The following is a 17,689-nucleotide window of genomic DNA, read 5'->3' as shown; positions in this document are numbered from 1 at the left end:
CTCTCCTCAGCCCAGCAGTTGGGCGAGCGCCCGGTCGGCGTCCAGGAAGCGGTGCTCCTGGCCGGGGGCCACCAGGGCGTGGCTGCGCCAGAGGAAGCGGCGCAGCTCCGGACTGGGGAAGCGGACCAGCGCGGTGCCCTCGGGGGAGCGCAGCTCCACCAGGGTGTGCCGGGTGGAGGACGGCCGGACGTGCACGTCGCCCTCGCCGCAGGCCCGGTCCACCCCGTCGGCGAGCAGCTCCCGGGCGAACACCCAGGTGATCTCGGGGACGTCGGCCGGGACGGGCTCCCCGTCCAGGGCGAACTCGGCGGGGAAGCCCAGCCGCACCGCCAGCGGATCCCCGGCCAGGTAGCGCAGGGTGGCCCGGAGCGGGACGGCGCGGCGGGTGCTGAGGATCAGGTGGGCCTGGACGGCCTGCTCGACGGCGGACATGGGTTCCTCCCGGTGGTGGTGCGCGGCGGTGCGGGGTGCTGCGGGCGGGCCGCGTTGTCGCGGCCACACCAGGAGAGACGCCGGGGACGCCCGGGGCTTACGCGGTTCGAGGGGTGCGAACGGGTGATCCGCATCACAGTTCGAGGCTCGTCCGGGAGTGCCGGAAGGGGCCGCCGGGAGCCGCTGACCAGGGCTCCGGGGGCACCCGCGCGGCCCCCGTGTCGGGCCGCCCTCCCGGCCCGGCCCCGGTAGGCTAGGCGGGTTGTCCGACCGCCGTCCCACCGTGGATCGGGCCTGCCACACCGGCCCTGACCTGCGACGATCCCCCCCCTCGGAGACCGTGAGTACTGCCGCCAGCTCCGCCATGACCCCGCTCTTCTCGGACGCCCAGCAGCCGCATGCGGCGAAGGCCGCCCACGCGGGCTCGCACCACCTGTCCCCGGCCTTTCCGAGCCGTGCCGCCTACGGCACCGCCGGCAAGCTCCGGGCCTGGCAGCAGGGTGCGCTGGACAAGTACGTCGAGAAGCAGCCGCGCGACTTCCTCGCGGTCGCCACCCCGGGCGCCGGGAAGACCACCTTCGCGCTCACCCTGGCCTCGTACCTGCTGCACAACCACCTGATCCAGCAGATCACCGTGGTCGCCCCGACCGAGCACCTGAAGAAGCAGTGGGCGGAGGCCGCCGCCCGGATAGGGATCAAGCTCGACCCGGCCTACTCCTCCGGCCCGCTGTCGAAGGAGTACCACGGCATCGTGGTCACCTACGCGGGCGTGGGCGTCAACCCGATGCTGCACCGCAACCGGACCGAGGCCCGCAAGACCCTGGTCATCATGGACGAGATCCACCACGCCGGTGACTCCAAGTCCTGGGGCGAGGCCTGCTTCGAGGCCTTCGAGCCGGCCACCCGGCGGCTCGCGCTGACCGGTACGCCGTTCCGCTCCGACACCAACCCGATCCCGTTCGTCCAGTACGGCGTGGACACCGACGGCCTGCGCAAGTCGGTGGCCGACTACACCTACGGCTACGGGCACGCGCTGGCCGACCACGTGGTCCGCCCGGTGATCTTCCTGTCCTACAGCGGGAACATGCGCTGGCGGACCAAGTCCGGCGACGAGCTGGAGGCCCGGCTCGGCGAGCCGATGACCAAGGACCTGATCGCCCAGGCCTGGCGCACCGCGCTGGCCCCGCAGGGCGAGTGGATCCCGAGCGTGCTGGCCGCCGCCGACAAGCGCCTCACCGAGGTCCGCAAGGCCATCCCGGACGCCGGCGGCCTGGTGATCGCCACCGACCAGACCGTGGCCCGGGCCTACGCCAAGATCCTCCGGGAGATCAGCGGGGAGAAGGTCACCCTGGTGCTCTCGGACGAGACCGAGGCGTCCCAGCGGATCTCCGACTACGCGGCCGGCACCTCGCGCTGGATGGTCGCGGTCCGGATGGTGTCCGAGGGCGTCGACGTGCCCCGGCTGTGCGTCGGGGTGTACGCCACCTCGATCTCCACCCCGCTGTTCTTCGCCCAGGCCGTCGGCCGCTTCGTCCGCGCCCGCAAGCGCGGCGAGACCGCCTCGGTCTTCCTGCCCACCGTGCCCACCCTGCTCGGCTTCGCCAACGAGATGGAGCTCCAGCGCGACCACGTGCTGGACCGTCCGAAGAAGGAGGGCGAGGGCCTCTTCGACGAGGAGGACCGGCTGCTCGCCGAGGCCGAGAAGGCCGACGACGGGCCGGACGGCGCGGGCGGCGACGAGTTCAGCTACGAGGCGATCGGCTCGGACGCGGTCTTCGACCGGGTGCTCTACAACGCCATGGAGTTCGGGATGCAGGCGCACCCGGGCAGCGAGGAGGAGGAGGACTACCTCGGCATCCCGGGCCTGCTGGAGCCGGACCAGGTGCAGATGCTGCTGCAGAAGCGCCAGACCCGGCAGATCCAGCGCTCCAAGGGCAAGCCGGCCGAGGAGGCCGACCTGCTCGAACTCCCGGCCGAGCAGCGCCCGGTGGTGACCCATCAGGAGCTGCGCGACCTGCGCAAGGAGCTGAACGGCCTGGTGGCCGGCTGGCACCACCGGACCAACCAGCCGCACGGCACCATCCACAACGAGCTGCGCCGTCAGTGCGGCGGCCCGCTGACCGCCCAGGCCACCGCCAACCAGCTGAAGGCCCGGATCGCCAAGGTCAAGGAGTGGGCCAACTGACGGGCCGCGCCCCGGCGCACGAGGGCCCCGCCGGAACGTTCCGGCGGGGCCCTCTGCGTCTCCGTGCGTTCACGGGCCGTGTCCGGAGTCCGGAATTCCTTCGAACACCTGCCTGAATATGCCATTTGAAATGGGCTGGATGTCCGCTTTTGGCGAGCCTTCGATAACGGATGTTGACCGAATTTTGGACAAGGGGTTCCGCAGCGCACCCTCCGTTCACTACTTTCTCCCCACGCTCTCCCGTACGACCACCCACGGCCGGGACGGGCGCACCGCAAGGCCGTGCGCTCGTCGACGACGCCGACGCGCGGTCGAAGCGCGGAACCCCCCACCTGCGCGCGACACCCCGGTCTCCGGCTTCGATCTCCCCTGCCCGGAGCCCGGCGACCGCCGCAGAAAGGAATGCGCGTCGTGACTGCCGAGACCTCCCAGACCCTGGACCGTGGCGTCCGGGTCCTCAAGCTGCTCGCCGACTCGGAGCGCGGCCTGACCGTCACCGAGCTGGCCGCCCGGCTGGCCGTCAATCGGACCGTGGTCTACCGCCTGCTGGCCACCCTGGAGCAGCACGGCCTGGTCCGCCGCGACATCGGCGGCCGGGCCCGGGTCGGCCTCGGCGTGCTCCGGCTCGCGCACCGGGTCCACCCGCTGCTGCGGGAGGCCGCGCTGCCCGCACTGCGCAGCCTGGCCGAGGACCTCGGTGCCACCGCCCACCTGACCCTGGTGGACGGTGCGGAGGCGCTCGCGGTGGCCGTGGTCGAGCCCAGCTGGACCGACTTCCACGTCGCCTACCGCACCGGTCTGCGGCACCCGCTGGACGAGAGCGCGGCCGGCCGGGCCATCCTGGAGGCCCGCAACTTCCCGGGCCAGCGCCGCCCCGACCAGGGCTTCGTGATCACCCGGGCGGAGGAGCAGTCCGGCGCCAGCGGGGCCGCCGCCGCCCTGATCGGCCTGAGCGGCATCGAGGGCAGCGTAGGCGTGGTGATGCTCAACGGCCTGGTGCCCGAGCGGGTCGGCCCCCGGGTGGTGGAGGCCGCCACCGAGGTGGCCGACGCGCTGCGCTGACCCGCCGCCGCAGGCCCGGCCGATCGGCGCCGGGCCGCACCGGACCGGCCCGGCGGTGAGCACGGCCGGGCGGGCGACCCCGTACGATCTCGGTGTGTCCGATCTCGGTGTGCCCGACCAGAACCCGCCCCAGGCGAAGCCCGCCCGTCGGCTGCCCGGCCCGAGGGCCCGTGCGCTGACCCTGTGCGGGGTGCTGGTCGCGGCGCTGTTCGGGACGGCCGCCTTCGTGCCGCTGCCGTACACCCTGACCATGCCCGGCGACACCGCCGACGTGCTCGGCTCGTACCAGGACCGGACGGTGCTCACCGTCACCGGGGCGCCGGTCCGGCCGACCGAGGGGCAGCTGCGGATGGTCACCATCTCGGCCACCAACCCCGGCGAGCGGCTGTCGCTGGCCGAGGCGGTGAGCGCCTGGATCGACCCGGACGAGGCGGTGCTGCCGTCCGAGGCGGTCTACCCCGACACCGACCCGGTGAAGGCCGAGCAGGTGACGGCCGAACAGATGACGGACTCCCAGGACAGCGCCACGCTGGCCGCCCTGGACTACCTCAAGCTCTCGCCGAGCCAGGTCAAGGTCCAGGTGGACCTCGGCGCGGTCGGCGGCCCCAGCGCCGGGCAGCTGATCGCGCTCGGCATCGTGGACAAGCTGGCCGGCGACGGCAAGGGCGGGGACCTGACCGGCGGCAGGGTGATCGCCGGGACCGGGACCATCGACGAGAAGGGCAACGTCGGCGCGGTCGGCGGGGTCCCGCTGAAGACCCAGGCCGCCGCCCGGGACGGGGCGACGGTCTTCCTGGTGCCCAGGAGCGAGTGCTCGGAGGCGAAGGTCAACCTGCCGGCCGGCCTGCGGCTGGTGCCGGTGGAGACCCTGGCCGGGGCGATCGGCGCACTCACCGCACTGAACGCGGGCGGCGCCGTACCGTCCTGCTGAGCCCGGCTCCGTGACGGCGCGTCAGGCGCTCTGCTCCCGGTTCGCCTGGTCGCGCACCGCCTGTTCCCGGGCCGCCTGCTCGCGCGCGGACTGCTCCCTGGCGGCTTGGTCCCTGGCGGCCTGGTCCACCAGCGGCAGCACCCGGAACGGCACCGGATTCTCCAGCGCGATCGCGGTGGAGGCCCGGACGATCCCGTCGAAGCCCACCACCCGGTCGATCACCCGCTGGAGGTCGGCGTTGGACCGGGCCACGATCCGCACCAGCATGTCGCCGTGCCCGGTGATGGTGTGCAGCTCCAGCACCTCCGGCACCGAGGTCAGGTGCGCCCGGACGTCCACCCCCTGGCCCTGGGAGATCTCCAGGGTGGCGAAGGCCGTCACCGGGTAGCCGATCGCCGCCGGGTCCACCTGCGGGCCGAAGCCGCCGATCACGCCCCGGGCCTGCAGCCGGTCCAGCCGGGCCTGCACGGTGCCGCGCGCGACCTGCAGCCGGCGGGAGCACTCGAGCACGCCGATCCTCGGCTCCTCGCTGAGGAGCCTGATCAGCCTGCCGTCGAGTTGGTCGATGGCGTCGTTCGGCGTCTGCACGGCGGCTGCTCCGTCCGGGGTGGGGGCGGTTGGGGCTGGTGGGGCGGGCCCGTGGGGGCGGGCGGGGGATGGGCAATCTGTCCATCGGTGACCGCCATTCTCCGGCCCCGGGACGCAGCTTGCCCAGGACCGGGAGCACCGGTTGCGTAACGCCGGGCGCCACGGCACGCTCCCTGCACCGCCCCGTGGCACGGGCCCCCACACCGGGCCGCGGGGCCTACCGGGGAGGTACTCGTTGACCGACGTCTCCACCGCACTGCCCGTCCTCCATCCGGACGGGGACGGCCCGCTCCCGGTCCTGCGCACCGACGCGGTGTACGCGGTCCGGGACGCCCACCGCACCGCCCGCGCCTACGCCGTCTCGCTCGCCATGCGCTGCACCGCCTGGGCCGGCCCGGCCACCGGCTGCCCCTCGGTGCTCTCCTACGTCCTGGAGTCCGGCGCGACCCGGCTGGTCGTCAGCTCCGCGCTGTCCGGCGGCAGTTCGCACGCCCGGCGGCTCACCGAGCACGTCCGCCGGCACGGCGACGCTCTGCTGGACCTGGTGATCGAGGTGCCCGACGCCTACGCTGCCTACGACTACGCGGTCGACCGGGGCGCCAGCTCCGTCACCGAACCCTTCGAACTCTCCGACCGCTACGGCACCGCCGTCCTGGCCGTCCTCGGCACCCCCGGCCCGGCCCGCCACCTGCTCGCCGACCGCACCGCCTACCCCGGCCCGTACCTCCCGGGCTACCGCCCGGCCCCGCCGGACTGCCTCGTGGCGGCGTAGCGCTGCCGGGGGCGAGGCCGGTCGCCGGTCGGGTGACGCCCCGTCAGGCCGGTGCTGCCGCCCTGGTTCCCGTACTCCCGCGATCCCGCGCCGGTCGGCTCGGGCCGCTCGGGCCGACCGCCGACCGCCGGCCGACTGCCGACCGGCCGGTCAGCGGCGGCGGCGGGAGAGCCGGGGGGCGGTCGGGCGGGTCTCCAGCCGGAGGCGGAGCTCGGCGCCGCCGAGGCCGGCCGAGCGTCCCAGCGCCAGGTCGCCGCCGGTGGTCTCGGCCAGCTTGCGGACGATGTCCAGGCCGAGGCCGGTGGAGCCCTCGCCGCCCTGGCCCCCGCCGCGCCGCAGGGCGGCCTCCGGGTCGGCGAAGCCGGCCCCTGCGTCGCCGACCAGGACGATCACCGAGCCGTCGGTGACCAGCACGTCCACCGCGAAGGCGGTGCCCACGGGAGTGTGCCGGAAGACGTTGCCGAGCAGGGCGTCGACCGCCGCCGCCAGGTCGCCGCGCTGGACCGGCACCGGCGCCGGGCTCTCCGCCCCGGCCAGCTGCCAGCCGCGGCCCTCGTCCTCGGCGAGCGCGGACCAGAAGCCGACCCGCTCGCGGATCACCTCGGCCGCGTCGCAGCCGATCGCCACCTGCGGCACCTCCTCGGGCGAGCGCCGGGCGGCCCGGATGATCTGGTCCACCTCGCGCTCCAGCTGGGCCACCGCGTGCCGGGCCGCGTCCGCCGCGTCGCCGCTGCCCAGCGACGCGGTGTTCAGCCGGAGCACGGTCAGCGGGGTGCGCAGTCGGTGGGACAGGTCGGCCGCCAACTCCCGTTCGGCAGCCAGCAGATGGACCACCCGGTCGGCCATCGCGTTGAACGCGCGGGCGGCGTCCCGGAGTTCGTTCGGCAGGCCTTCGGTCTCCGGGCCCTCCACCGGGACCCGGACGGCCAGGTTGCCACCGCCCAGCGAGCGGGCCGCGGCGGCCAGCCGCCGGGCCGAGCCGACGATCCGGGCCCCCATCCGGTCCGCCACCAGCACCGAGATGGCCACCAGGCCGACCGCCACCCCCGACAGCACCCACCAGGCGGTGGAGACCCCGTGGCCGAGCTCCTCCTCGGCCACGAACACCTCCACCACCGCCACCCGACTGCCGCTCACCGCAACGGACTTGAGCAGGACGAAGCCGCCGGGCGCCTCGGCCACGAAGGACCGGCCCTGCCCGGAGCGGCCCTGACCGGCCGCGTCCGCCACCGAGGACTGGTCGGCCCGGCCGTGGCCGACCACGGTGCCGGGCCCGAAGCCGGTGACCGGCAGGTGCACCGCGACCCGGTCCTGGGTGGCCGCGTCGGTGGAGGCCAACGCCCGGGCGATGGCGTCCCGTTCGGTGGTGATGGCGAGCGCCGGGCCGAGTGCGGCGGCCTGCCGTTCGGCGGCGGTGAAGGCGCGGTCCCGGGCGGTCTGCTGGACCATCAGGCCCAGCGGGATCAGGAAGGCCAGCGCGACCATGGTGGTCCCGGCCACCGCTGCTCTGACGAGTGCCCAGCGCAGCGAGTGGCCGCCCCCGCCGACCCGGTCGCCCCGCCTCACGTCGCTGCCCCGCCCTCGGGTTCGGAGCCGGTGGAGTCGGTGGTCGGTCCGGCGGCGGGCCCGGCGGTGGGCCCGCCAGTGGGTTCGGCGGCGGGGGCCTCCAGCCGGACTCCCACCCCGCGCACGGTGTGCAGGTAACGCGGCCTGGAGGCGGTCTCACCGAGCTTGCGGCGGAGCCAGGACAGGTGGACGTCGATGGTCTGGTCGCCGCCGTAGGTCTGCCGCCAGACCTCGGCCAGGATCTCCTTGCGCGGCACCACCACGCCCGGCCGGGCGGCCAGGAAGGCCAGCAGGTCGAACTCACGCCGCGTCAGGTCCAGCGGCCGGCCGTCCAGCAGGGCCTCCCGGCGCTGCACGTCGATGGCCAGCCCGCCCACCCGCAGCACCCGCCCGGCCGGTGCGCTGCCGCCGCCGAAGCGGCGCAGCACGGCTGCCATCCGGGCCGTCAGGTGCTCGACGGAGAAAGGTTTCACCAGGTAGTCGTCGGCGCCGTCGTTGAGCAGCCGGACGATCTCCGCCTCGTCGTCCCGCGCGGTGGAGATGATCACCGGGACGTCGGTCAGCCCACGGATCATCTTGAGCGCCTCGCTGCCGTCCAGATCGGGCAGCCCGAGGTCCAGGATCACCAGGTCGCAGCCGACCTGCGCCACCTCGCGGAGCGCCTCCAGCGCGGTGCCGACGCTTCTGACGGCGTGGCCGGACTCGGACAGGTGCCGGATCAGGGCGGAGCGTACGAAGGGGTCGTCCTCGACCACGAGCACTGTTGCCATGGGGCCGCAGGCTACGCCATCCCGGGAGATTGGTCTGTACCTCGGTGGCTCCGGCAGGGAACCGGCCCGTTCGGCACCTGCCACCTCGGTGTCATTTGCGCAACTTCCCTGCCGATTCCCTGACCTGCACTCCTGCCGGTCCCGGTGTTACGGCAGGATGGCACGCGATGCGGAACGGACTCGTACAACTCGGCGCCTGGACGGCTGCCACCGGGGCGGCGGTGGCGCTGTCCTGGTTCGGCGTGCACGCGGTGCTGGCCGAGACCGCCTACGAACAGCCCACCGCCCTCCAACTCCCCAGCTCGGCCGCCAACCCGCCGTCCGACGCCCCGTCAACTCCCGCCGCCCCCAGCGCCGAAGCCGTCTCCACCGAGGCCGTCACCCCGAGCCCGTCGCCGACCGCCTCGGCCCCCGCGATCGCCCCGCTCGGTACCCCGGCCCCCAGCCCCAGCCGCACCCCGGCGAAGAAGCCCAGCCCCACCCCCAGCGCACCGTCCGCGCCCGCCGTCGCCGCCACCACCCCGCCGGCCGACCAGCCGAACCCGGCGCCGGTCTCCTCGGTCAGGAGCTACCGCGTCCCCGGTGGCCTGGTCGCCCTCGACATGCAGCCCACCACCGCCGAACTGGTCTCCGCCACCCCCGACAAGGACTGGCAGATGCAGATCTGGCAGGGCGACAAGTGGCTCCGCGTCGACTTCACCAAGGACGGTGCCACCAACTCCGTCTTCGCCACCTGGAACGGGCACCACCCGGACGTCCAGACCGTCGTCCGCTGACCCCGGCGGGTCGCGGACCCGGCACCGTCGCCGACGGAGGGCACGCCGGTGGCCGCCGTCGCTCTTCTCCCCTTCTTCCTTAACGGGCCCCTAAGAGAGGCGTTCCGCTGGCTGAGGCGCCGCTTCCGGCCGGTCCGCCGGGGCTAGCGTCTGCCGGGTCCGGAGGCGTGGGGCCTCCGGTGACGCCGGAGGTAGCGCGCAGATGAGCCAGCCCACCCGCCACCCGGGACACCGCCGCCGCAGCCGGAAGGGGCCGGCCGTGCTGGGCGCGGCGTTGGCCACCGTGCTCGCCGCCGGGGCCGCCGTCACCTTCGCCACCTCGGCCGGCGCGGCCGGCCTCGGTGCCGTCTACAGCCGCACCAGCACCTGGGACAGCGGCTACACCGGCCAGTACCTGGTGACCAACCCGGGCAGCGAGGCGATCGACGACTGGACCCTCGGCTTCGACCTCCCGGCGGGGGCCCGGATCGACTCGCTGTGGAACGCCTCGGTCAGCACCACGGGGCAGCACGTCACCGTGAAGGCCCAGTCCTGGAACAGGCGGATCGAGCCGGGCCGGACCGTCGAGGTCGGCTTCGTGGTCCAGGGCAGCGGCCCCGCCCAGGCCGAGCCCACCAACTGCACCGTCAACGACGCGCCCTGCAAGGGCGGTTCGACCCCACCGCCGACTCCCTCGGGCCGCCCCACCGTGACCCCGAGCGCGTCCCCCTCCGCCCCGGCCTCCCCGAGCGCCAGTGCCAGCGCCAGCGCCGGCACCACTGCCACGCCCCGGCCGACCGCGACCGTGACGCCGAGTCAGTCCCCGACCGCGACCGCGGCCCCCACCCCGAAGCCGACCCCGACTCCGACGGCCACCACACCGCCCCTGACGGCGGCTCACTTCGCGCCGTACGTCGACACCTCCCTCTGGCCCCCCTTCGACCTGGTGGCCACCGCCAAGGCCGGCGGCGCCAAGGACTACAACCTCGCCTTCGTGGTCTCCGGCGGCGGCTGCACCCCGAAGTGGGGCGGCGTCAGCGACCTCGCCGCCGACCCGGTGGCGGCCCGGATCGGCGAGCTGCGCGCGATCGGCGGTGACGTCCGGGCCTCCTTCGGCGGCGCCAACGGCAGCGAACTCGCCACCGCCTGCACCTCAGTGGCCGACCTGACGGCCGCGTACCAGAAGACCGTGGACGCCTACGCCCTGACCAAGGTCGACTTCGACGTGGAGGGCGGCGCGCTCGGCGACACCGCCGCCAACACCCGCCGCGCCCAGGCCATCGTCCAGCTCCAGAAGAACGCCGCCGCCAAGGGGCGCCCGCTGGACGTCTCCTTCACCCTCCCCGTGCTGCCCAGCGGCCTCACCCAGGACGGCGTGAACCTGGTCGCCGGGGCCAAGGCCGCCGGGGTGGCGATCGGGGCGGTGAACGTGATGGCGATGGACTACGGCGCCGGCGCGGCGCCGAACCCGCAGGGCCGGATGGGCACGTACGCGATCGACGCGGCCACCGCGACCCAGGCGCAGCTGAAGTCGGTGCTCGGCCTGTCCGACGGGGCGGCCTGGGCCAAGGTCGCGGTCACCCCGATGATCGGGGTGAACGACGTCACCACCGAGGTCTTCACCGTCGCCGACGCCGAGCAGCTGGCCGCGTTCGCCAGGACCAAGCACCTGGCCTGGCTGTCGATGTGGTCCGGCACCCGGGACAAGGCCTGCCCCGGCGGCCCGAAGCAGGCGGCGGACGCGACCTGCAGCAGCATCGCCCAGCAGCCGCTGGACTTCACCCGGGCCCTCGGCGCCTACACCGGCTGACGTCCCGTCCGACCGGTGAGCAGCGGCTCCTGACCCACGGGGGGTCAGGAGCCGCTCCGCTCTCCCCTCCTCCCTCCTGCTCGCCGGGCCGGGGCCGGAGGCGGTCGGGTAAGGTCGCTAGCTGGTCGACCGGCGGACGGAGCGGAACGTGACAACGGCGCAGGAACAGCGCAGGGCCCCCGAGCGGGACCCCTCGGATCCGCCTGCCCGCCCGCTCCGGGCCGCTCCGCAGGCGGTCCGGGAGGCGGTCCAGGGAGCACCCCGCCGACTGATGGTCGGCGCCTCCCTGCTGGCCGTGTTCTCCCTGCTGGTCTACGCGGTGCTGCGGCACTTCGTCGGCACCTCGATGGTGGACATGATCGTCTACCGGGCCGAGGGCGCCGCCGTGGCCAACGGCACCGACCTCTACGCGCTGCGCGTGACGGAGTGGAACCTGCCGGCCACCTACCCGCCGTTCGCCGCGATGCTGTTCGTGCCGACCACCTGGTTCGGCGTCCCGTTCCTCCGGGTGGCGATCACCCTGGGGAACGTCGCGCTGCTCGCGCTGCTGGCCCACCTCTCCTTCAAGCTGGTCGGCTGGCCGCGCAAGGACCTGCGCCCGGTCGGTGTGGTGCTGGTGGCCGGGCTCGGCGTCTGGCTGGAGCCGGTCTTCACCACCTTCCGCTACGGCCAGATCAACCTGGCGCTGGCCTGTCTGATCCTCTACGACCTGACCCGCCCGGACGGCAAGCGCTCCAAGGGCGTGGCCATCGGCATCGCCGCCGGCATCAAGCTCACCCCCGGTCTGTTCGCGGTCTACCTGCTGATCACCGGTCGGATCCGGGCCGCCTTCGTCGCGGGCTTCACCTTCCTCGGCACCTTCCTGCTCGGCGCCCTGGTGCTGCCCGACGCCAGCTGGGGCTTCTGGACCAAGTACCTCTACGACTCCTCCCGGGTCGGCAAGACCGAGATCGTCGACAACCAGTCGGTGCGCGGCGCCGTCGCCCGCCTGCTGCACACCGCCGAACCGGGCACCGTGGCCACCCTGGCCGGCGCCCTGGTCGCGGTGGCCGGACTGGCCACCGCCGCCTGGGCCTACCGCAGCGCCCGCTGGGCCCCCCGGGCCGAGGCGTGGGGCGTCTGCTGCGCGGCCGTCACGGCTGTGCTGATCTCGCCGATCAGCTGGACCCACCACTGGGTCTGGTGCGTGCCGATGCTGGTGCTGCTGGCCGCCGAGGCCGCGCACGAGCGCTCCCGCCCGGCCGCCGTCCGGCGGCTGCGGTGGCGGCCGATCTTCGCCGCCACGCTGCTCGCCTTCGTCTCTTTCGGCATGTGGCTGGTGCCCCACAAGGGCGACCTCGATCTGCGCCTCTCCCCGCTCGCCCAGCTCCCCGCAGCCGTCTATCCCCTGGTCGGCCTCTGCTTCCTGCTGACCGCCGCGCTCCGGGTGCGCTCCCGCCGCCGCTCCGCCGGGGCGCCGCTGATCAGCCTGCCGGCCCAGCGCCGGGCCCCGGTCGAGGCCGGGGCCGCCCCGCGACGCTGACCTGACGGTCCCTCAGTGGTCGGCGTCGTCCGCCGGACCGGCCTGTCCCCTCCGAAGGCCGGTCCGCTCGCCGTTGCCCCCGCTCGCCGCTGACCCGGCGCGGTGAGCCCACTCGGCGGGAGTCCCCGCCACCCCGGGCCTCCTCCACCCGGCAGCGCGGCCGCGTGCATCCCCGGGCGGGCGTCGCTGACGGAGCGTCGGCCGGCCCCCACGCCCGGCCGCGCACTCCCCGGCGCGGACCGTGACGGCCCACGCCGCACGAGCCACGCCGCCCGACGACACCCGGCGGTACCTGCTGAGCGGCCGTCCGCCTGCGCCGCTCCGCCGCCGCCCGGCCACCTCACGCGAGCAGCTCCGCCAGCGAGTGGTCCAGGTCCAGCGCCGCCAGCTCCGCACCCGGCGGGACCAGCCGGTGGGCCCGCTCCAGCCAGGCCGCCACGGCCGGCAGCGGCGCCTCCAGCAGCGCGTCCCCGGCCGGGGAACTGAGTGCCATGCAGAGCACGCTGCGCCGCCCGGAGCGGGTCGGCCAGATCCGCACGTCCCCCTGCCCGCACGGCCGGAAGGTCCCCTCCACCAACAGCTCCCGGGCGAACACCCAGGTGACGGGGGTGCCGGTGTCCAGGTGGAAGGTGATGTGCACCGCGTACGGGTCGTGGCTGCCGTACGACAGCCGGGCCGGGACGGGGACGCTGCGCTCGGGGGAGAGCACCAGGTTCAGTTCGAGTTCGTGCTCGACCACGCTCGTGGACCGCTCCATGACGGCATTCCTCTCGGTGTCGGGGGCCCGCCGTCGAGCCCCTCCACCGGAGGAGAGCGCGCTGCGGCGAGGGTCTTACACGCTTTCGGCGGATGTCCTGGGATTCGCCAACTGCCCGCCACAGTGGCGCCGAGGCACTACCCTTTGTGACTGCTCGACGACTGTCCGACCGTGACCGGCCGGTGACGGTCCGTCGCCCCACGGTGCTGCTGCCAGGAGAGAAGACCCCATGACGGAACGCCCCTTCGCGGCACACCAGGGCGAACCGGGGGTGCTGGCCGCCGCTCCGCCGGCCCCGCTTCCGGGCTACTACCCCGACCCCTCCGTCCCCGGCTTCGTCCGCTACTGGGGCGGAGCCGCCTGGGTGCCCGGCACCAGCCGGCCGGCGCCCGGCCCCGGTGAGCACCTGGAGCCGCCCCGGGGTGTCGCCCAGCGGCCCGCCAACCTGGCCGCGGCCGCCCCACCCCCGCCGGTCGTGTTCCCGCCGGCCACCCACCCGGCGGCCGGCCGGCCGGGCCCCTTTCCGGGTGACTCGTACGCCCGGGTGGACGAGACCGGTCCGATGTACTTCGACGAGACCTCGGGCGGCGCGTCCTTCGTCATGACACCGTTCCCGGCCGGCCCCGTCACCGCCCAGGTCCCGGCGCCCGCGTCCGCGCCGACCCCTGCTTCGGCTTCGGCTCCGGCTCCGGTACCGGTGGCGATCCCGGCGCCGGCCTCGGCCGCGACCGCCGGGGCGGCGGCGGGGTGGCAGGCGGCCCAGGTCCGGCCGGGCGAGCGGATCTCCTGGGGTGCCCCGCGCGCCGTGCCCGCTGCTCCCGAGCTGTCGGCCCCCGCTCCCGAGGCGCCGTCCCATCCGGTGGCCCCGGCCCCGGCCATCCCCGCGCCGGCCGCGTCCCCCGTCCTCGCTCCGGCCTCCGATCCCGCGCCGGGGTCGACCGTGGTCGAGCCGGCAGTCGTCGAGGCGGAGTCGGTCTCCGGGCCGACCTCCCCGGCGCCCGGGCCCACCGTGGTCCGGTCGGCTCGGCAGACAGAGCCCGAGGGCCGTCGGAAGCCGGTCACGGCCACCGCCCCGGCGCGGTCGGCTCCTGCCGCTCCTGCCGCTGCTGCCGTCTCGGGCGATCCGGCCCGCCGGGCGTCGGGGGCGCCCCGCAGCAGGCCCGCCGCTCCCGTCCCGGCCGGAGCGGGCCGCCGCCTGACGGCCCGTCTGGTCGACAGCCTGGTGCTCGCGGTGGTGGCCGTCTCGGCCGGGGTGCCGACGGTCCGCTCGATCACCGTCCACCTGGAGCAGAAGGTCACCGCGGCCCGTGCCGCCAGCACCGCCGGGAAGGGCGCCGAAGTGCAGGTCTGGCTGGTCGACGGCACCGTGCTCGGCCGGATCGGGGTGCTGCTGGGGGTGCTGCTGCTGGCCGGCCTGCTCTACGAGGTGCTCCCGGTGTCCCGGACCGGGCGGACCTTCGGCAAGCGGCTGGCCGGGATCAAGGTGATCACCGGGGTCGGGGCCGGCACCCCGCCGTCGTTCGGCCGGTCGGTGCTGCGGTGGCTGGTGCGGCAGTTGGCGGTGCTCTCGGTGGTCGGCCTGCTGGCCCCGGTCCGCGACCGGAAGGGGCGGCGGGGCTGGCACGACCGGGCCGCCGGTACCCGGGTGGTCCGCTCCTGATCCCGAGCTGACGGGGCGTCGGGTAGGCAAAACGGACCAAATATCCCAACACCACAGTATTCATGATGTTCTACTCGGTTCATGAGCACCCATGACCCCTCGTCAGGACCCGAACCGGAGGGGGGCGACCGGCCCGCCTTCGACAAGCAGCCCCCGCCGTCCGGTGCGCCGGCCGACCCGTACGGCACCCCGCCGCCCGCCCCCGGCGGCAGCCCGTACAACGGTGCGCCCGGCGGCTCGCCCTACGGTGCGGCGCCGCCTCCGCCACCCCCGCCGCCCGGCTACGGTCAGGCCCCGTACGGCCAGTCGCCCTACGGCGGCCCGTACGACCAGGGCGCCGGGGTGGCGCCGGGCATGCCGCCGCTCGGAGGTTGGGGCGCCCGGATCGGCGCCCGGGTGATCGACTACCTGATCGTCCAGGTGGTGGCCCTGGTGCTGGCCGCCCCGTTCGCCGACCTCGGCTCGCGCAACGGCTGGCTCAGCGCCGCCTGGATCACCTACGCCCTCTTCCTGGTCTACGACGGCGTGATGCTCAGCCGGGACGGCCAGACCGTCGGCAAGAAGCTGACCAAGGTCCGGGTGGCCATGCTGATCGACGGCAGCACCCCGACCGCCGGAGCGGCCTGGAGCCGGGCGGCCACCTTCGCCGTCCCCGCGCTGCTCTGCTGCGGTCAGCTCTGGTGGGTGGCCGACGGCCTGTTCGGCGTCTTCGACAAGCCCTACCGCCAGGCGGTCCACGACAAGGCGGCCAAGACCGTGGTGGTCAGCACCGCCTGACGGACCCTCGGCCCCGTCCGCCACCCGGGTGCCCCGTGCGGCCGCGCCTCCCGCCGCCGCACGGGGCACCCGCGCGTTCAGCGCCGGGCGGCGTACTCCGGGTGCGGCGCCCGCGCCGCGGACCCGGCCTGCTCCGCGGATGCCCGCACCGAGCTGGTCCGCCGGGCCCGGAGGCCCTCCACCCGGTGCCGCCGCTCCGCCCCGGTCACCAGCAGAGCGGTCGTCAGGGTGCCGAGCGCGACCGCGAATCCGACCAGCACCGCTATCTCGAACACCCCCCTCGACCCCGAGACGGCGAGCAGGACGGCCGCCGCGACCATCACGGTCAGGACGCCGGCGCTGAGATGGGCCAAGGTGGGACGCGACATGACGGACCGTCCTTCGCACGGGTGGGTGCCCGCTCGATCGACTACGGGGGAGGGGTGGTGCCGGGGGACCTGCCGGGTGGCTCGACCGCGACCGCGACCGCGACCCGGCCCGAACTCGGCGAGGTCTCGCCGGGCTGTGACCCGGCCTCGGCCCGGGGTGTGCGGGGAAGCCTCGCCTTACCTCATCCTCAACGGTCTACCCACCCCCGCGCCCCGACAAGTACCTTTCCCGCCCCACTCGGGGGCGCACGGGTTCACGCCGCCGACGCTGCCCACCCCGCCGGCTGGATACGGTGACCCCGAACACTCGAACACCCCGGGGGAGCAGTGCCCGTGCCACCGTCGTCGTCCCACCCGTCCAGCGCCCCCGAGGGTTGGCCGCGCACCGAGGCGGAGGCCGTCGCGGAGCAACTCCGCCTGTGCGCGCTGACCGACCCGACCGGCCCCGAACCGGCCCCCGACGCCCTGGTCGCCGGCGTGGACGTCGCCTACGACGACGAACGCGACGTGGTCGTCGCCGCCGCCGTCCTGCTCTCCCTCCCCACCCTCGACGTGGTCGAGGAGGCCACCGCCACCGGCCGGATCTCCTTCCCCTACGTCCCCGGCCTGCTCGCCTTCCGCGAACTCCCCACCGTCCTCGACGCCCTGGCCGCCCTCCGCACCCGCCCCGACCTCGTCGTCTGCGACGGCTACGGCCTCGCCCACCCCCGCCGCCTCGGCCTCGCCACCCACCTCGGCCTCCTCACCGACCTCCCCACCCTCGGCGTCGCCAAGACCCCCTTCACCTTCACCCACACCCCACCCGCCCCCACCCGCGGCGCCACCACCCCCCTCCTCGACCCCACCACCGGCGAACAGGTCGGCGCCGCCCTCCGCACCCGCCCCGACGTCAAACCCGTCTTCGTCTCCGTCGGCCACCGCATCGGCCTCCCCGAATCCCTCGCCACCGTCCTCCGCCTCACCCCCGCCTACCGCCTCCCCGAGACCACCCGCAGGGCCGACTCCCTCTGCCGCCGAGCCCTCGCGGCCACCCTCCACTGACACGCCTGTACGGATTCCGTCCCAATGTCCGACGGGGCGTCACGTCCCCGTCCGGACCGGGTAAGCCATGTGTTAGACATAAGGGTTGAGGGGGACGACCGCCACGGGTCCGTCGCCCACGAAACACTTGATACCGGGTCAAACCAACCAGTCCAGCACTGGCTCCACGGGGGAGGACAGTCGTGAGTACGGGCAAGGGCTACCGCGTCGAGGTGGACAGCCTGCGGGCCTTCGCCGCGCAGGTGCGCGGCCTACTGGACGAGTTCCAGTCACGAGCGGATGGCACCCGCACCCACGGCCAGACCGGGGTGGCCAACACGGCGTTCGGGTCGTTCGCCGAGGCGAACGCCCTGCGCGAGCAGTACGAGCGCACCCGCGACGGTCTTCGTGACGTGCTCAACATGTTGCAGGACGCCGTTGACGAGGCCCAGCGTAAGGCGGACCTGACCGCTGCCAACTACGAGGACCAGGAGGCGGAGACCTCTCGCCACCTCAAGGTCAACTCGGATGGGTGGTCGGTCGAGGGCGGTGTCACTGCGGCACCCGTGTCGTACGGCTCCGGACGGCGTCCGGCTACGGTGCCCACACCCAAGGCGCCGTCACCCACCGTCAGCCCGACAGTTGGCGGAGAGTCCCAGGGGACATGGTGAGGAAACAGGACTCCGTAGCACCGACCGCCAGCGGGATGGAGGT

17 protein-coding genes are annotated in these 17,689 nt (G+C 74.6%); 11 read left to right on the top strand and 6 right to left on the bottom strand.

All coding sequences use genetic code 11. The annotated features are described in order from the left end of the window. Positions 1-6 precede the first annotated feature (6 nt). A complete protein-coding gene (locus ACIRBX_RS30890; protein ID WP_402301976.1) occupies positions 7-432 on the bottom strand; it encodes an SsgA family sporulation/cell division regulator in 426 nt (141 codons plus the stop codon). A gap of 364 nt (positions 433-796) precedes the next feature. Here ACIRBX_RS30890 and ACIRBX_RS30885 point away from each other — a divergent pair, with 364 nt between their 5' ends. From ACIRBX_RS30885 to ACIRBX_RS30875, 3 genes are all read left to right on the top strand, one after another. Then, a complete protein-coding gene (locus ACIRBX_RS30885; RefSeq protein ID WP_402302097.1) occupies positions 797-2,617 on the top strand; it encodes a DEAD/DEAH box helicase in 1,821 nt (606 codons plus the stop codon). Positions 2,618-3,028: 411 nt separating this feature from the next. Beyond that, positions 3,029-3,679: a helix-turn-helix domain-containing protein gene (locus ACIRBX_RS30880; RefSeq protein WP_345290396.1), complete on the top strand. Its 651-nt coding sequence runs from the start codon at positions 3,029-3,031 to the stop codon at positions 3,677-3,679. Between the two features lie 151 nt (positions 3,680-3,830). Next, positions 3,831-4,610 (top strand): S16 family serine protease, encoded by a 780-nt coding sequence (locus tag ACIRBX_RS30875; protein WP_402302096.1) that lies wholly within the window; start codon positions 3,831-3,833, stop codon positions 4,608-4,610. Positions 4,611-4,631: 21 nt separating this feature from the next. Here the strand turns inward: ACIRBX_RS30875 and ACIRBX_RS30870 are convergent, their stop codons facing one another. Then, complete coding sequence (locus ACIRBX_RS30870; RefSeq protein WP_402301974.1) at positions 4,632-5,198, bottom strand: Lrp/AsnC family transcriptional regulator; 567 nt, start codon at positions 5,196-5,198, stop codon at positions 4,632-4,634. A 235-nt stretch (positions 5,199-5,433) separates the two neighbouring features. On the opposite strand from ACIRBX_RS30870, the gene ACIRBX_RS30865 reads away from it, so the two are divergent. Beyond that, a complete protein-coding gene (locus ACIRBX_RS30865; RefSeq protein ID WP_402301971.1) occupies positions 5,434-5,970 on the top strand; it encodes a VOC family protein in 537 nt (178 codons plus the stop codon). Positions 5,971-6,120: 150 nt separating this feature from the next. On the opposite strand, the gene ACIRBX_RS30860 is transcribed toward ACIRBX_RS30865, so the two are convergent. After that, positions 6,121-7,497, bottom strand: coding sequence for an ATP-binding protein (locus ACIRBX_RS30860; protein WP_402302094.1), 1,377 nt, complete (start codon positions 7,495-7,497; stop codon positions 6,121-6,123). Between the two features lie 35 nt (positions 7,498-7,532). Then, the gene (locus ACIRBX_RS30855; RefSeq protein ID WP_402301969.1) at positions 7,533-8,306 is read right to left on the bottom strand and encodes a response regulator transcription factor; all 774 of its coding nucleotides are present in this window, start codon (positions 8,304-8,306) and stop codon (positions 7,533-7,535) included. Positions 8,307-8,473: 167 nt separating this feature from the next. Between ACIRBX_RS30855 and ACIRBX_RS30850 the strand changes: the two genes are divergently transcribed. From ACIRBX_RS30850 to ACIRBX_RS30840, 3 genes are all read left to right on the top strand, one after another. Further along, on the top strand, positions 8,474-9,082 hold the full coding sequence (locus ACIRBX_RS30850; protein WP_402301967.1) for a hypothetical protein: 609 nt from the start codon (positions 8,474-8,476) through the stop codon (positions 9,080-9,082). Positions 9,083-9,284: 202 nt separating this feature from the next. Then, on the top strand, positions 9,285-10,871 hold the full coding sequence (locus tag ACIRBX_RS30845) for a cellulose binding domain-containing protein (RefSeq protein ID WP_402301965.1): 1,587 nt from the start codon (positions 9,285-9,287) through the stop codon (positions 10,869-10,871). 148 nt (positions 10,872-11,019) lie between these two features. After that, the gene (locus ACIRBX_RS30840; RefSeq protein ID WP_402301963.1) at positions 11,020-12,393 is read left to right on the top strand and encodes a glycosyltransferase 87 family protein; all 1,374 of its coding nucleotides are present in this window, start codon (positions 11,020-11,022) and stop codon (positions 12,391-12,393) included. Between the two features lie 340 nt (positions 12,394-12,733). Here the strand turns inward: ACIRBX_RS30840 and ACIRBX_RS30835 are convergent, their stop codons facing one another. Beyond that, the gene (locus ACIRBX_RS30835) at positions 12,734-13,150 is read right to left on the bottom strand and encodes an SsgA family sporulation/cell division regulator (RefSeq protein WP_345290404.1); all 417 of its coding nucleotides are present in this window, start codon (positions 13,148-13,150) and stop codon (positions 12,734-12,736) included. A gap of 229 nt (positions 13,151-13,379) precedes the next feature. Here ACIRBX_RS30835 and ACIRBX_RS30830 point away from each other — a divergent pair, with 229 nt between their 5' ends. Then, positions 13,380-14,810, top strand: a complete 1,431-nt coding sequence (locus ACIRBX_RS30830; protein WP_402301960.1) for an RDD family protein — start codon at positions 13,380-13,382, stop codon at positions 14,808-14,810. A gap of 81 nt (positions 14,811-14,891) precedes the next feature. Beyond that, positions 14,892-15,587 carry an RDD family protein gene (locus ACIRBX_RS30825; protein WP_402301958.1) on the top strand — a complete coding sequence of 232 codons (696 nt, stop codon included), beginning with the start codon at positions 14,892-14,894 and terminating at the stop codon, positions 15,585-15,587. Between the two features lie 77 nt (positions 15,588-15,664). On the opposite strand, the gene ACIRBX_RS30820 is transcribed toward ACIRBX_RS30825, so the two are convergent. Continuing rightward, positions 15,665-15,955 (bottom strand): hypothetical protein, encoded by a 291-nt coding sequence (locus tag ACIRBX_RS30820; RefSeq protein ID WP_402301956.1) that lies wholly within the window; start codon positions 15,953-15,955, stop codon positions 15,665-15,667. Positions 15,956-16,288: 333 nt separating this feature from the next. Between ACIRBX_RS30820 and ACIRBX_RS30815 the strand changes: the two genes are divergently transcribed. Together ACIRBX_RS30815 and ACIRBX_RS30810 are read left to right on the top strand one after the other, a co-directional pair. After that, positions 16,289-16,996, top strand: a complete 708-nt coding sequence (locus ACIRBX_RS30815; RefSeq protein ID WP_402301954.1) for an endonuclease V — start codon at positions 16,289-16,291, stop codon at positions 16,994-16,996. A gap of 182 nt (positions 16,997-17,178) precedes the next feature. Next, entirely contained in the window at positions 17,179-17,646 is a 468-nt protein-coding gene (locus tag ACIRBX_RS30810; RefSeq protein ID WP_402301952.1) for a hypothetical protein, read from the top strand. The last annotated feature ends 43 nt before the right edge of the window (positions 17,647-17,689 follow it).

The sequence above is a fragment of the Kitasatospora sp. NPDC096147 genome, assembly GCF_044763225.1.
Classification (GTDB): Bacteria; Actinomycetota; Actinomycetes; order Streptomycetales; family Streptomycetaceae; genus Kitasatospora.
The sequence above is the reverse complement of the archived record's forward strand: the minus strand, read 5'-3'. Positions and strand labels throughout refer to the sequence as shown.

Coding starts and splice junctions, on each gene's coding strand:
- ACIRBX_RS30820 (WP_402301956.1), bottom strand. CDS start 15,955: ATGTCGCGTCCCACCTTGGCCCATCTCAGCGCCGGCGTCCTGACCGTG.
- ACIRBX_RS30830 (WP_402301960.1), top strand. CDS start 13,380: ATGACGGAACGCCCCTTCGCGGCACACCAGGGCGAACCGGGGGTGCTG.
- ACIRBX_RS30850 (WP_402301967.1), top strand. CDS start 8,474: ATGCGGAACGGACTCGTACAACTCGGCGCCTGGACGGCTGCCACCGGG.
- ACIRBX_RS30825 (WP_402301958.1), top strand. CDS start 14,892: ATGAGCACCCATGACCCCTCGTCAGGACCCGAACCGGAGGGGGGCGAC.
- ACIRBX_RS30855 (WP_402301969.1), bottom strand. CDS start 8,306: ATGGCAACAGTGCTCGTGGTCGAGGACGACCCCTTCGTACGCTCCGCC.
- ACIRBX_RS30835 (WP_345290404.1), bottom strand. CDS start 13,150: ATGGAGCGGTCCACGAGCGTGGTCGAGCACGAACTCGAACTGAACCTG.
- ACIRBX_RS30845 (WP_402301965.1), top strand. CDS start 9,285: ATGAGCCAGCCCACCCGCCACCCGGGACACCGCCGCCGCAGCCGGAAG.
- ACIRBX_RS30885 (WP_402302097.1), top strand. CDS start 797: ATGACCCCGCTCTTCTCGGACGCCCAGCAGCCGCATGCGGCGAAGGCC.
- ACIRBX_RS30890 (WP_402301976.1), bottom strand. CDS start 432: ATGTCCGCCGTCGAGCAGGCCGTCCAGGCCCACCTGATCCTCAGCACC.